The sequence below is a fragment of the Mycobacterium sp. ML4 genome, from assembly GCF_054515735.1.
This window is the reverse complement of record NZ_JBTNSY010000053.1, coordinates 1-12150: the sequence shown is the minus strand read 5'-3', so window position 1 is coordinate 12150 and position 12150 is coordinate 1. Positions and strand designations below refer to the sequence as shown.

The following is a 12150-nucleotide window of genomic DNA, read 5'->3' as shown; positions in this document are numbered from 1 at the left end:
AACCCCCAGCCAGCCTAAGAATCACCGCACGGGGTGGATACTTTCAGCTGGCCACCAGCGGATACTTCAACTTGGCCATTGACAACGTGGTCGGGATACTGCTTGCGGAAGCGTCGGTCATGCGTCCTGATTGCAGCGATACGGCATTGATCCAGTTCGTCGCCTCGGTACGCAAACGCTCCACAACTACGCCCTCTGAAGGGGCGTCTGCTTGACGTTCCGTTGTCCTCACGCTGTCCCTGCAGTGTGAGCCGTGGCTTAGGGTCCTGCGGGGAGGAAGTGGTGTCGTGGGCCGATGGCCGCGTGTGGCAAAGCGATGAGGTGTGTGCCCGAAATCGCGGGATCCGCTTGTTGGAGATGGCTTCCTATCAGGTTGACGAGGGTGGCTGCCACCGCCGCGAGATCGGCTGCCGACCCGTGGAATGTGGGGACCGAGCAGCCCCTGGTTGGTATGAGCTCATCGTCATCGCTAGGTTCCTGCCACAGCGTGTGGTAGAGCTCAAGTCCACTGTCGCACTGGATTGTTCGGCCAGCATCTCGATCGATTTCGGATAGTGTCGCTCCTGCGTTTGCCGCGCACAGCACAGCCACGCCGAGCGTGCCGGAGCGAGCATCGGTGGCGACCTGAGCGATCAACGCTCTCCGATCGGACGCGGTAGTTAATGCGTCCAGATAGCTTGTGACGCCGTTGTTCACTGTGGCGTCAATGATGAGATCCGCTGCAAGGCACGAGGTGAGATCCCCGGGCAGGTGTCCTTCCGTGACCGTCACGGTCAGGTCATCACGGATAGCGCGGAGACGTCTAGCGAGTGCCTCGGCTTTGGAGCGGCCAACATCGTCTTCGACGTAGTTCTGTCGGACCAATAGACCGCCGGCGATGACGCCCGGGTCACACACGGTGATCTCCGACGCGCCGCCGCGAGCGATGAATTCGGCGATCCATGATCCGAGTCCACCGCAGCCCCAGATGTGGACGGTCCTTCCTTGGAATCCGTTGACGGGTCGGCCAGCGTCGCGACGGGTTGTCACTTCGGGTCGTTCATCAGACATCCTGCACCACTCAATCGGGATTTCGATATTGATCTTCGCGGGGTCGAGAACGACGCCCACGCCGTGTTGGCGGGCGATGGCACGGAGCGCATTCGCTGTCGGGACGGGAAGCCGTCCGCCCAACAGGTGGGGTGGCCCTCCGGCGGGGTGCGGCACGGCCAGGACAAAGTATTGCGCGGTGTCGTCGTGATTTCGTACCGCGCTCGCCAATAGGGCAGTGAGGAACGCGGGCGACTGCGGCGCGATCGGAGGATCCCGTCCGTCGAGGCGGTCGAGATAAGGGTCGTCCAGCAGAGCCAGCAACAGCGCCAATGTTGACGCGGCGCCGAATGGCAGCGCGGTGGGCAGAGTGAACACCGGTGTGCGATACCCGGCTCCAGGCGAGTACGTCATGTCATATCGGTGGGTTGATCGGGCGATCAGGTAGGCCGTTTGATGGCGCTTTGCCGGTCCGGGTTCTCGGATGACGAGGGTGGGTGTGTCGGCTGCTTGGTGAAGCACGCCGCCGACAGCGTGGTACATGGCGGTGGACGCGTCGAAGTTTCCGGCCGCGGCGTCGACGAGCCACTCCCAGACTCGGCTGAGCAGGCCTGCCATACCGAGCATGGGCTGCCATTCCCGCGAGGGATCCAAATAAATGCATAATTGTTGGCCCGCAAGCACATGGGGGTAGCCGAGGAACCGGATGTGATCGACGTCGATCACTGGTAACGAGTAGGGAGTCGGGCGAATCCGAAGAATGAACTCCTCGGTCTCCTGTAGTTGCAGGCCGCCCGAATGATGTGGGATATCGGCCGTGCGCAGCGCGATGCGAAGCACCGCCTCACCATCAGAATCAAGCTTTGGCCGTCCTCGCACCTGGAGGTCGTCAGGGCGTTGGTGGGCTAGCGATTTAAGTTCGGCGAGAAGATGTTTCTGCCAGCCTGTCAGCGCCGGCTGCCGACGTCTGGTCACCCGGCGCGACCGGAGCGCCCCACAGTTGAGGCCACGGCGGAGGTGGCGGCAGGAAACTTCGCGCTAGCCGAGGCAGTGGCCGGCGCCTTAAATCCATCGCCAAAGATGTTTTGCCACAGCTGGACACTGCGGTCTTTATCTTTCTCCTCGTAGGCCGCGTTAATCTCGCCGGCGTGCACGTGGACTCGGTCACGGAAGTAGCTGTAGGTCGCCTGGGCGCTCTCGGGGTCTGGTCCCCACCGGTGATCGAATGTCACACCGGAGCCGGACGGGTCGGCGATAGAAGGCTTGATCGGGTTCGCTTGCAGCCAGGTGTCGACGTCTTGCACGACATGAAGAAGGGTCGTGGGGACGTTGCTGTAGTAACCCGGGTCGAGCAGCTTGCGCAATTCAGTCACCTGCTCACCGAGCATGGTCGCCAAAAGGACCGAACGGGTGCCAGTGAACGAATTCTTGCGATCGCGAAGATATTTCATCAGTCGGATCACTTTGCGCAAGTTTCCATTAGCGAGGGCGTCCTTGTTCTTCATCCAGTCGGTCAAGCCCTGCGGGTTGGTCAGCTCCCATTGATTGTCGTCACGGTTGACGATGACCTCGCGGCCGTCGGCAAGATTGAGATGGGGGACGATATCGACGTGCATGGAGTTGGCGTAGACAAGCCGCACGCAGCGGCACTTCCGTGAGTGCGGCATGGTGCCATAGGTGCTGTGCCGATGAAGGGCGGCGTAGACCTCATCGATGTACGTCTTGGGGCTGTCGGCCCAGTCCGGGTTCTCGCTCATATCGAGCATGAAGTCGGCGTCAAACTCGTTGTTGCCGACGGGGTCGATGATGGTGCGATGCGCCCACGAACCTTGCGGTCTCTTGCCGGTAATCAGCGCACCGATTTGGTCGTCGGCTTTGAGCGCCTTATAGATTGCATCGACGCGATCGCTGAGTAGGTCCAGCTTGAACTGGCTGAGGTTGACCGTGTCCTTTAGCAAGACGTTGAAATGGTCAGCGAGTTGCATGGGAGCTCTCCATGTGTGAGGTCCCGCTCGGATCACCGCGGTGGTGGTTTCCGTTCACAGGCGTGTACGCGGGTGCGTGGTGGTTGGCGAATTTCGCCGTATAGGTCGGGCTGAGTTCTCTACTGACTGAGGCCGCAAGTCCGGCCACGTCCTTCGGGTCCGCCGAGTCGAGTGCGTAGAGTCCGCCGGGCACCAGGGCATCGAAGCGGGTGTAATTCGATTTGCCGATCAGGTGTTCGGCGAGGCCCTGGCCGCCGCGACTGCTGGCGCTGAGGATTAGCGGGGCGATCGGTTTGGCCCAGTGCAGTAATCCGCCCCGATCCAAGCGTTTTGGATGATCGGTGAGCTGCTCCATGGTGCCGACGTTGAGGACTGTGATCGCCTCAAGGGGGACATTGAGCATGCTGACGGCCTCGGCAATCGCCACAACGGCGGGGTTGTTGGCCCACACCCCACCATCAATGAGCCGGTGTCCGTCGACATGCGCCGCGGGAAAATACAGCGGCGCCGCCGAGGTTGCCATTGCTACATCTACCATCGGTATCCGCCAGTCGCGCCTCAGCCGTATGTGGTGCGGAGTCTTGAAGATATGTACCGCCCCGCGTTGCACATCCCAAGCAGGGATGACGAGTCGTTTGGTGCTGTCGCCGAGCAGGCGGGTGCCGAGGACGCCGGTCAATGCTCGCCGCAGCCCTTTCGCGTCATAGATGGGCGATCTCAGTTGGCGTGGCCGACGCCATACTCGCCGCCTGGATGCCGGAAAGACCTTTTCAACCAATTCTTCGTAGTGAGAAATGATCTCGCTCGGCCTGAGGCCCGCACCGAGACCGAGTGCTACGATGCCACCCGCCGATGTCCCAGCGATGAGATCGAAGGAATCGGCGATCGTGACGCCCAGGTCCTGCTCCAAACGGGCAAGCACATGTGCGGTGAACAGCGCCTTCGCGCCCCCTCCGTCGAGTGCGAGGATCTGGAAGCGGTCGGCGCACGACCCGGCCGGCTCGCGTTCAGTTGCTGGATGGACCTGCGCGTCGGATTCGTCGGTCCTTCCGGACGACGTACTGTTGCCGAGGCCACCAGAGGTTGCAGGAACTACATCCATGTAACTAGACTACGTCGTTCAGCCGACAACACCCTAGCCGTTGATATCGGCGTAGACCTGCGCAGCACTCGGCGTACGCTTCAATGCTCCTGCTCAGGACTCTTTTTGGCTCCCGTTGTCTCACGCCATTCACAATGGCACCGGGTACCGACATCGACCCGAAGTGCGAAGACGCAGCGTGCCACTCCTACGTACAGCAAGCCAAAGTCAACTGAGCGAACTGGCGCCCCGGGTGACACGTAACCGACACAAGCACCAACTGAAGACTGTTCGGTGTTCGGTATAGACCGAACACCGAAACCATGCGAGGATCTAACCATGACAGGATCGCTCCGCACCGAAATGAACGGCGTCGACGAACTCGCCGACGCCGCGGCCACGGTGGGGCTCAAGTTCGTGCGCGCGGAAGAAGCCACCGACTTGCACGCGGACGGGGTTCTCGTCTTGCCCGACAACCGTCAGCTGCTCGTCGAGGTCAAAACCTCGTCACTAATGACCGCAAAGGGCCTGAGGGACCAGCTGCAACTGTGGAATCACCAACTGCGCGCGAACACCGTCGGCGTGGTCGTAGCCAACCGCATTACCGCGGATGCGCGCGAAGAGCTCCGCGCTGCCGGCTGGAGCTGGTTGGACACTCGCGGCCACCTGCGGCTCGCCGCCAATGGACTGCTGGTAGACGCGAACGTGCCGGCTACCATGCACGCGCCACGCCGGCGCGAACCGTTCGCCGGTCAAGTTGGCATCGAATTAGCGTCAGCCATGCTGCTCACACCCGACCGCGTGGTCTCCATTCGTCCCCTCGCCACGCAGATCGGCCGCGCCCCCAGCTCGGTATCCGACACGATTGCCGCGTTCCGCGACGCCAACCTGATCACTCCGGCCGGGCACCCCAGAACACCAGAGCTCTTCTGGGAGTTAACGTCACGGTGGAAGCCCACCGAACTCGCCGTCGCAAATGAGCCGCGAGACGGTGGCCTGCTTAACGCACTTCGGGTGAACCTCGACGACTTCGACAAGCCGGGATGGGCGCTCAGCGATTCGCGCGCGGCCGCCGTGTACGGCGCACCGATCGCGATCAGATCAAACCATCCACCGGTGCTCTACGTTCCCGACAAGCAGGTGATGCGCCGCGCAGCCAAACTGCTCGCACCCGCGCCCGAGCACACCACGCCCACAGCCGTCTTGCGTATTGCACCCACGCCCCTCGTCTGCATACACCGGCAAGACCCAGTGGATTTTCCCGGCAACGGGAACAGTGAGCACTGGCCCATGACCCGCCCCCTATTCGTGGCTCTCGACCTGGCCCAGGACCCAGGTCGAGGACGCGAGATATTGGATGGCTGGACTCCCCCAGAGCCGTGGTCTCGTGTCTGGTAAACAGCTTCAGACCCCGCGGGTAGAGTTGCTGGGCCCCGAAATGTCGGCACTGGCGGACGCAATCCGCACCACCCAGACCCTGATTGGTCAGCCTGTGACGGTGATCGGGGGCCTGGCCGTGATATGTCGTCTCAGCAGCCCGCATCGTGCCACCAGCGACCTCGACATCGTCAACCACCGCAGCGACCATCAAGCCCCCCAGCTCGAACTGCTGATAGCGAAGAGCGAGCCGGTCGAAGGACGCAACGCGGCACTGGTCACGACTGCGGTCGGACAAGTGATCGTCGACGTCTTGGAAGTTGCCGACGCCGATTTGCACCAGCTGCCCGACGATCCCACCGGCCGGCTCTTCGTGCTGTCGCACGCCTGGGCCGCTGCCACCGCGACTCCGGTGATCATTGGTGTGCATGGACAGCCTGACATCGCGGTTGCAGTTGCCGAACCCGGCCCGCTGATCGCCATGAAACTTCAAGCGACCTTCGATCGCGGCAAAGCCAAGGAAGGCACGGACTTACTTGACATCGTCCGCCTCACTTTGGATCAACAATCGGGACCCACAGTGCGAGAGCAGCTTTCATTTGCTGGGTCCCAGCTCACGCAGGACATCGCACAACACGTGGAGTTCTGCCTCAACGCACGCGCCGAGCGATCGCTGTCACTGATCAACGCAATCCCCGAAGGCGCCGACGTACTTCTCGATGACATCTACCTCGCCGCCGAGCTACTCAGCGGAGCGCTAGGCCACTGACCGCTGAACCTCACTTTGGAGCAGCACAAGCTTGCGCTGATTCGGTCGTCAGTAGTTGCCAGCGCGGCGTCGGCAGAATAATGACTCGTCACGATCAACGGCTCAGCTGGAAGACCACAACTCGTGTCGTAAGTGGCCAAACTGGAGGTAGATCCCCGCATGAGCGAGTCATCTGACACCTCGGATTCCGCCGGCAAACCTCAGGACTACGCGGGCTTGCGCGCCGACTTAGCCGCGCTGGCCGATGATTTAACACCTGTGGTCACCGAGCTGTGGCCTCGCCTCGAAGACCACAAGTACCGCTGGGAAGTGCTCAGTTACGGGCTGGCGGAGGGATACGACAAACTGGTCGTATCCGACATCATCGCTTTGCTGAACGAGGGCCTCAAAGGCATCGGCGTCGCCGATAGCAGACTCCTTGGAGCGCATGCCAGGGTCGAGAGCCACAATCCGGCCAGCTCCGGCGCCGCCTGACCAAACGCCACCCCCTATCCCGCAGGGTCTGACTGCCCGATCGGCTGCGTAAAGGGCGTCTTCGATGTCACCACGGAGATGGCTGCGCCACCCTTGACACATCCGATCGTTAGCGCAGGATCGCCGGGTGTGGGGAAGCGGTCGGAATGCCGCCGTTTCGCATCGTGAGCTGCCTCTTCCGGGGACCACTTTGGGACCACACGTCATGTGCGATCGTGAACCTTCTGCGCGTCTGTGCACGTTATGCACGCTGACAAATCGGCCATAGAGTTCGCGTGACCTGCGAAAACGTGTTGCCGCTATTTACTGGGGGTCAAGTGGTCGCAGGTTCAAATCCTGTCAGCCCGACGAGAGAAGCAGGTCTTGACCTGAGGTGATGGCGATATTTGCCGTGACGGTTGCGTGGGTGTAAATCGCTCTGGGACCACACGCAGTGTCGGCCGCGCGCTCGATGGACTCGTGCAGGGGAGTTTCTGCCAGTTCGACCACACGCCATGCACGCTATGCGTGCCTGTGCACGTTATGCGGCTCGGCTGAGGGCGCTATCCATGTGCCGAAATTGACCGCTGGTCAAGTGGGGTGGCGCGCAGTTCTATCGGATCATCCTGCGCGGGTCGGGGAACCCCATCTTGATGTAGCCGGGAGCTCGTTTCTTCAGCGATGAGGCGATAACAGGGGTGCGCTCGTCGTGGTAGTCGTGCACGGTTGCGGTTGTCTTTGAGTGGTAGGGCCGGGTGACGCGGCCGATGTATTGGACGAGCCGGTTCTTGAAGGTGATCGGCGCGGCCAGGAACAGTGTGTCGAGGGCTGGGCAGTCGAAGCCTTCCCCGATAAATGAGCTGGTGCCGACGATCAGTAGTGGATCCGAGTCGGGCGTGTGGTTGGCAAGTTGGTCGGCGATTTGGCGGCGTTCACGAGCCTTGATGCCGCCGCTGAGGACAGTGACGGTCATTCCTGCCGTCCGTAGCCGGTCGGTGATCGCGTTGAGGTGATCGACCCATGTGGTGAGCACCAGGATGTTGGCGCCGGTTTCGGCGGCGGTCAGGACATCGGCCACGATTTGGTCGAGTCGTGCGTGATCGGCGACGAGGGTTCGGTAGATTTCGGCCATTCCACCGGGTGCGGTGGGATCGGCGTCGCCGCAGTATTGGAATTCGGTCGGGTGCAGGTGCAGAACCGGGTGGGGCGTCAGTAGGTCGGAGCTGTCGACCGGGAGTTGTCCAGAACTCGGCTGGTCGATCGTTACGTGGTGTGATCCGAGTTGGTGATAGATCAGGTCTTCGAGCCCGTCGCGGCGTTCCGGAGTCGCAGTCAGGCCGAGCCAATAGCGCGCGGCTATGCGGCTCAGGACGCCGAAGAATGCGCTGGCGGCGACGTGGTGGCATTCGTCCACGATGACGAATCCGTAGTTTGCCGTGACGTCTTCGACGTTGTCTCGGCGGGCAAGTGTTGGCAGTAAGGCGATGTCGAGAATGCCTGTGGTTTTCGATCGCCCACCGCCGATTTGACCGCACTTGAAACCGAGGTGGCTGCTGATCCGGTCGCGCCATTGGTCGGCGAGGGCTTTGCGATCAACAAGGACCAGAGTGGATGTGGACCGTGATTCGATTGCCGCGCAGGCGATCACCGTCTTTCCGCTACCCGGTGGCGCGACAAGGACGCTGGTGTCTTGTTCAAGGAGTTGGCGCAGTGCGCTGGTCTGCCCGGTGCGCAACGGCGCCCTGCAGCTGAACTCGTGGTGTTTGCCAGTGATGCGCTTGTCATCTACACGTAGTGTGCTGTGGGCCGATTCGACGAGTTCGGTCAGCAGCGAATGGAGTCCGCGGGGCAGGACGAGATCACCTTCAGCTGTTTCGTCGTAGCTGTAGAGGAACCGCGGTGTGTCCCAAGTGCTGCGGCGGGCGCGTTGGCGCGCATCGAACTCGGGGTTGCGTATCGATGCGGCGTGCTTGACCGCCGAGATCATGGCTGGACCAAGATCGTTGGCGGTCAGGGTAAGTCGGGATGTGAACGCTGCGCGGATGATCGCCGCAGGCCGCGGAATGATGCGTGACGACGTCGGCAGCTGCAGGCGCCGGACGTTCTGGCCGATCTGCGGGTCGGGAAGTTGGCGCGCCAACGCGGTCACGTCTTTGGTGGACAATCTGGCGATGCTTGACAGGTATGCCCACTGATCCTCGTATGGCTCAAGGGTAGCGGGATCGAGGGAGACGGTGGTGCCGTGTTGACGACGCTTGCCGTTCATCGGCGCTGCGATGAGATTGCCCACCCCACGCCCGGTGTGCACATCCTGAGACGGGAACAAGCGGTCATAGCTACTCAGATGCATACTGCCACGAAGCCGAAATGCCTCACCCAGCAGACTCGTCGCGACGCTGCGGGCGACCGATGCCGAGATCGCATGAGCGAAGAAGATCCAGACGTGGGCTCCTCGTCCGGATTGTGACACCTCTAGCGCCGCCGGAATTCCATAGGAGCGAGCCGCTTTCATGTACGCGAGTGCATCGAGCATCGCGGCTTCTTTGTCGAAATCGGCAGCTATCCACCAGCAAGTGTCGTCATCGCTGAGCGGATGCAGACCGATGTGTGCCTCGCCCCGTAGGTGGGTGTCAATGACCTCGGGAGTCAGCGGAAGGTAAGGTGCGTCGGCACGATTCATACCCTTGCGCCAATAGCCCTTGATCGCCGGCATCCAACCCGAACGGCCATCTCGACGATTCTCCCAGCGGAGCGCGTAAACATCTGTGCGAGAACGGAACAACTCGAAAAAGAACCGCACCTTATCGGCGGAGTTGGAGGCCATGGTCACCGGTGGGGTCGGCGCTCCCGTCAGTGTCGCCTGGTCACTGGCGGCTGCGCGTGCCTGTTCCTCACTGAGCCGGAGAAGGTGACGCAAACGCGAGTTGTCGGCACGCAGCGTGTCCAACTCGCCAGGGAAACTCTCTATGCCGCTAACGGTTACATCTCCTCGAACAGCAGCTACATGACGCTGCGGATGAGTTCGACGGCTTCGATCATCGTGTAGCGCGCCACAAGGTGGCCGAGAATCTCATCGACCGTGGACGAAGGCCGAACGAATCTAGAAGCCAGACCAATCACTGCGCGATAGGCGGTGTCGGGGGACACGGCGACGGTGTCAGCAGCGAACTGCGCAGGTGAGATCACCGTAAGTGGATTGGGGATCTGTTGCGGTGGAAAGTCTTTCAAGTTGCTGGTGACGATCACGTCCGCTCCTCCAACGAGGGCCGCCGCAACAACGTGCTCGTCATCGATGTCAGGCAGGCCAAACGTGCCTTCCAGGCTTTCCCAGCTCACCACGATCGCGTCATCGAATGCCGTTCTCATTCGATCGACCAGGCGCTGCGCCCGTTGGAATGCGAGAGCCGGGTCGTGACCGCGATCGATGAGTTTTCGCGCTTCTTGGTAACACAACTCATCGAGAATCGCCGTTGACCACAACGGCCGATACAACCCCTCGACCGCCAACGAGAGCAGGAAGTCACGCTGCAGACCGGGCCACAGCACCGAGGTATCTAACAGCGCGGCGAACATTCGCAGGTGTTGTCAGCGCGTGGCAGCCTCGGCCCGACGCCGCTCGGCGACGACGCGGCGCGCTTCACGCAGCCGCTCGCGAACGACCTCCACATCGTCCGCAGCATCGATGTCGACTGCAGTAGCCGCCAGCGCCTCATACTGGCGATTGCGGCGCAGCTCGCGGTAGGCCAGAACGTCGTCGAGCAACAGTCGATGGCGATTGCCGATCCGCTCAGCCGGCAACGCACCGTCGGTGATCAAACGAACGACCGTCGGGCGGCTGACTCCCAACAGGTCGGCAGCTTGCTGGGTGGTCAACTTCATCGTCTGCGGGGCGATGGTGACGGCCTTGCCGGCATGCAACGCAGCGACGACCTTGGTCAATGCTTGGTGCACTGAACGCGGCAATTCAATCCGATCATGTTCACCGATGCCCACAAGGGCATAACTGGGGGCTGCCACCGTTCCGCGGAGGCGTTCATGGGTAGCAAGAAACCCGACGACCGAGGCGAGCTCGTCGGGATCCTCGGGGATGAAGGTGGCTGCCTCTGCGGCTTCGGCGCTCACGTTGGCTCCTATCTGCACTATCCGAAAGGATATCCGGAACGTTCGAATAATACCGCAAATATGGGTCGCCGCGTTATTGGCGCTAACCCCCAGCATCTCCAAGGCCTGCAGGGCGCACCTTATAGCCGGGGACCAGTCTGGGACCACACGTTGTGCGCGATGCTCAACGACATGCGCGTCAATGCACGTCATGCACTATCGCGCCTTGGCCAATTACTATCGTTGAACTGCGGAAATGCGTTACCGCGATTTACTGGGGGTCAAGTGGTCGCAGGTTCAAATCCTGTCAGCCCGACTAGAGTAAAACCGCTCTACCAGCGGTTAAGCCGAGTCCCCGCGATATTTTGAAAGGGATTCTGAGCTCCGCACGACAGTTTCTACGACAGTTCGCGTTACAGACCGAGGCGCGCGGCCAGCCCGGTAATGGCAGCGCGGGCCGTGTCGTCGGACGTGTGTGCGTACACATCGCCTGTGATCGCGGTCGACGCATGACCGAGTAAATCGCTCACGGCTCGGATATGGACCCCATTTTCGAGCCATGAGACCGCCGCGCTGTGCCGCAGGGTGTGCAGACCTACCCCGGTCATCTTCAGCCCGGCAGCGGCGCCCTGGATGACGCGCAGCACCGTGCGGGGGTCGACCAGTGCGCCGGTCTCGTCGGTGAACACCAAGCCCCGGTTGCGACGTGTGGCCGCCAACGGCACAGTCACTGTCGCCGGCCAACGGCTACGCATCGGACGCACTTACCAAGGGCAAACAGTCGCGATTGCCATCGAGGACACTGTCTTTCGCGTTCTCATCGACGGCAACGAAATCTGCACCCACGCGAGAAGAACCGACGACGACATCGCCATCTTCAAGGCCTATCCCCGCCGCCATAGCATCTAGCCCCGTGACGATCGACGCGGATCGAATCCGTCAAAGTTGTCCTGAAGCACAACCGTCAAGCATGTCCTGAAACCGCACATTGACAGGGAGGCCAACCGCGAACGGCACACAGACGTTCTTGCTCGACATCGAGATCCTGACCGGGCGCGCGCAGGCACGCGGCCCGTGTCGCGGTGGACGGCCGCGACTCGGGCAGCCCGGGCTAAGAAACTCGCCGAGAAGAGGGGCCGCATGCTCACCGAGGCGGAGAAACAACAGCTCGGGGATGACCTGTCACTGGAAGAATGGTGCCGCCGTGTCCGGGCTTTGCTGGCAGCTGATCCGTCGCTGAATATCGCCTCGATCAACCGGAGCTTTGATATGTCCGCGAATTGGGCTCATCGGCGTTTGCAACGCTATCCAGCGCGCTAACTACCACCTTCCGTGAAACGGGGCACTGATGGGCG

At 61.7% G+C, this 12150-nt stretch carries 12 protein-coding genes and 1 pseudogene; 6 read left to right on the top strand and 7 right to left on the bottom strand.

Going from position 1 to position 12150, the window contains the following annotated elements:
* A partial coding sequence (locus ACX9NE_RS28870) for a hypothetical protein (protein WP_459365157.1) occupies positions 1-215 on the top strand: 215 nt, incomplete at its 5' end.
* A 43-nt stretch (positions 216-258) separates the two neighbouring features.
* Here the strand turns inward: ACX9NE_RS28870 and ACX9NE_RS28865 are convergent.
* From ACX9NE_RS28865 to ACX9NE_RS28855, 3 genes are all read right to left on the bottom strand, one after another.
* On the bottom strand, positions 259-1869 hold the full coding sequence (locus ACX9NE_RS28865) for a ThiF family adenylyltransferase (protein WP_459365158.1): 1611 nt from the start codon (positions 1867-1869) through the stop codon (positions 259-261).
* 131 nt (positions 1870-2000) lie between these two features.
* Positions 2001-3014, bottom strand: a complete 1014-nt coding sequence (locus ACX9NE_RS28860) for an SMODS domain-containing nucleotidyltransferase (RefSeq protein ID WP_459365159.1) — start codon at positions 3012-3014, stop codon at positions 2001-2003.
* Positions 3001-4116: a CBASS cGAMP-activated phospholipase gene (locus ACX9NE_RS28855; RefSeq protein ID WP_459365160.1), complete on the bottom strand. Its 1116-nt coding sequence runs from the start codon at positions 4114-4116 to the stop codon at positions 3001-3003. The genes ACX9NE_RS28860 and ACX9NE_RS28855 overlap by 14 nt, the downstream gene beginning before the upstream one ends.
* A 342-nt stretch (positions 4117-4458) precedes the next feature.
* Here ACX9NE_RS28855 and ACX9NE_RS28850 point away from each other — a divergent pair, with 342 nt between their 5' ends.
* The 3 genes from ACX9NE_RS28850 (at position 4459) to ACX9NE_RS28840 (ending at position 6715) form a co-directional block, all read left to right on the top strand.
* Positions 4459-5493, top strand: coding sequence for a transcriptional regulator (locus ACX9NE_RS28850; RefSeq protein WP_459365161.1), 1035 nt, complete (start codon positions 4459-4461; stop codon positions 5491-5493).
* Positions 5494-5533: 40 nt separating this feature from the next.
* A complete protein-coding gene (locus ACX9NE_RS28845) occupies positions 5534-6241 on the top strand; it encodes a prevent-host-death protein (RefSeq protein ID WP_459365162.1) in 708 nt (235 codons plus the stop codon).
* Positions 6242-6400: 159 nt separating this feature from the next.
* Positions 6401-6715 (top strand): hypothetical protein, encoded by a 315-nt coding sequence (locus ACX9NE_RS28840; protein WP_459365163.1) that lies wholly within the window; start codon positions 6401-6403, stop codon positions 6713-6715.
* Between the two features lie 592 nt (positions 6716-7307).
* On the opposite strand, the gene ACX9NE_RS28835 is transcribed toward ACX9NE_RS28840, so the two are convergent.
* The 4 genes from ACX9NE_RS28835 to ACX9NE_RS28820 all read right to left on the bottom strand — a co-directional run bounded on the left by ACX9NE_RS28835 (position 7308) and on the right by ACX9NE_RS28820 (position 11442).
* Entirely contained in the window at positions 7308-9641 is a 2334-nt protein-coding gene (locus ACX9NE_RS28835; protein ID WP_459370943.1) for a TOTE conflict system archaeo-eukaryotic primase domain-containing protein, read from the bottom strand.
* A gap of 53 nt (positions 9642-9694) precedes the next feature.
* The gene (locus ACX9NE_RS28830; RefSeq protein WP_459365165.1) at positions 9695-10267 is read right to left on the bottom strand and encodes a PIN domain-containing protein; all 573 of its coding nucleotides are present in this window, start codon (positions 10265-10267) and stop codon (positions 9695-9697) included.
* Positions 10268-10279: 12 nt separating this feature from the next.
* Positions 10280-10816 carry a helix-turn-helix domain-containing protein gene (locus ACX9NE_RS28825; protein ID WP_459365166.1) on the bottom strand — a complete coding sequence of 179 codons (537 nt, stop codon included), beginning with the start codon at positions 10814-10816 and terminating at the stop codon, positions 10280-10282.
* Positions 10817-11208: 392 nt separating this feature from the next.
* A complete protein-coding gene (locus ACX9NE_RS28820) occupies positions 11209-11442 on the bottom strand; it encodes a tyrosine-type recombinase/integrase (RefSeq protein WP_459377751.1) in 234 nt (77 codons plus the stop codon).
* Here ACX9NE_RS28820 and ACX9NE_RS28815 point away from each other — a divergent pair.
* Both ACX9NE_RS28815 and ACX9NE_RS28810 read left to right on the top strand, forming a co-directional pair.
* Positions 11411-11704, top strand: a pseudogene (locus ACX9NE_RS28815) (IS481-like element ISMva2 family transposase); the annotation flags it as partial. The gene ACX9NE_RS28820 and the pseudogene ACX9NE_RS28815 sit on opposite strands and share 32 nt — an antisense overlap.
* 231 nt (positions 11705-11935) lie before the next feature.
* Positions 11936-12115 (top strand): hypothetical protein, encoded by a 180-nt coding sequence (locus ACX9NE_RS28810; protein ID WP_459365168.1) that lies wholly within the window; start codon positions 11936-11938, stop codon positions 12113-12115.
* Positions 12116-12150 lie beyond the last annotated feature (35 nt).

Bases quoted from the DNA above. Each gene is read 5' to 3' on its own strand.
- ACX9NE_RS28860 (WP_459365159.1), bottom strand. From the start codon at position 3,014: ATGCAACTCGCTGACCATTTCAACGTCTTGCTAAAGGACACGGTCAAC.
- ACX9NE_RS28855 (WP_459365160.1), bottom strand. From the start codon at position 4,116: ATGGATGTAGTTCCTGCAACCTCTGGTGGCCTCGGCAACAGTACGTCG.
- ACX9NE_RS28850 (WP_459365161.1), top strand. From the start codon at position 4,459: ATGAACGGCGTCGACGAACTCGCCGACGCCGCGGCCACGGTGGGGCTC.
- ACX9NE_RS28845 (WP_459365162.1), top strand. From the start codon at position 5,534: ATGTCGGCACTGGCGGACGCAATCCGCACCACCCAGACCCTGATTGGT.
- ACX9NE_RS28840 (WP_459365163.1), top strand. From the start codon at position 6,401: ATGAGCGAGTCATCTGACACCTCGGATTCCGCCGGCAAACCTCAGGAC.
- ACX9NE_RS28830 (WP_459365165.1), bottom strand. From the start codon at position 10,267: ATGTTCGCCGCGCTGTTAGATACCTCGGTGCTGTGGCCCGGTCTGCAG.
- ACX9NE_RS28810 (WP_459365168.1), top strand. From the start codon at position 11,936: ATGCTCACCGAGGCGGAGAAACAACAGCTCGGGGATGACCTGTCACTG.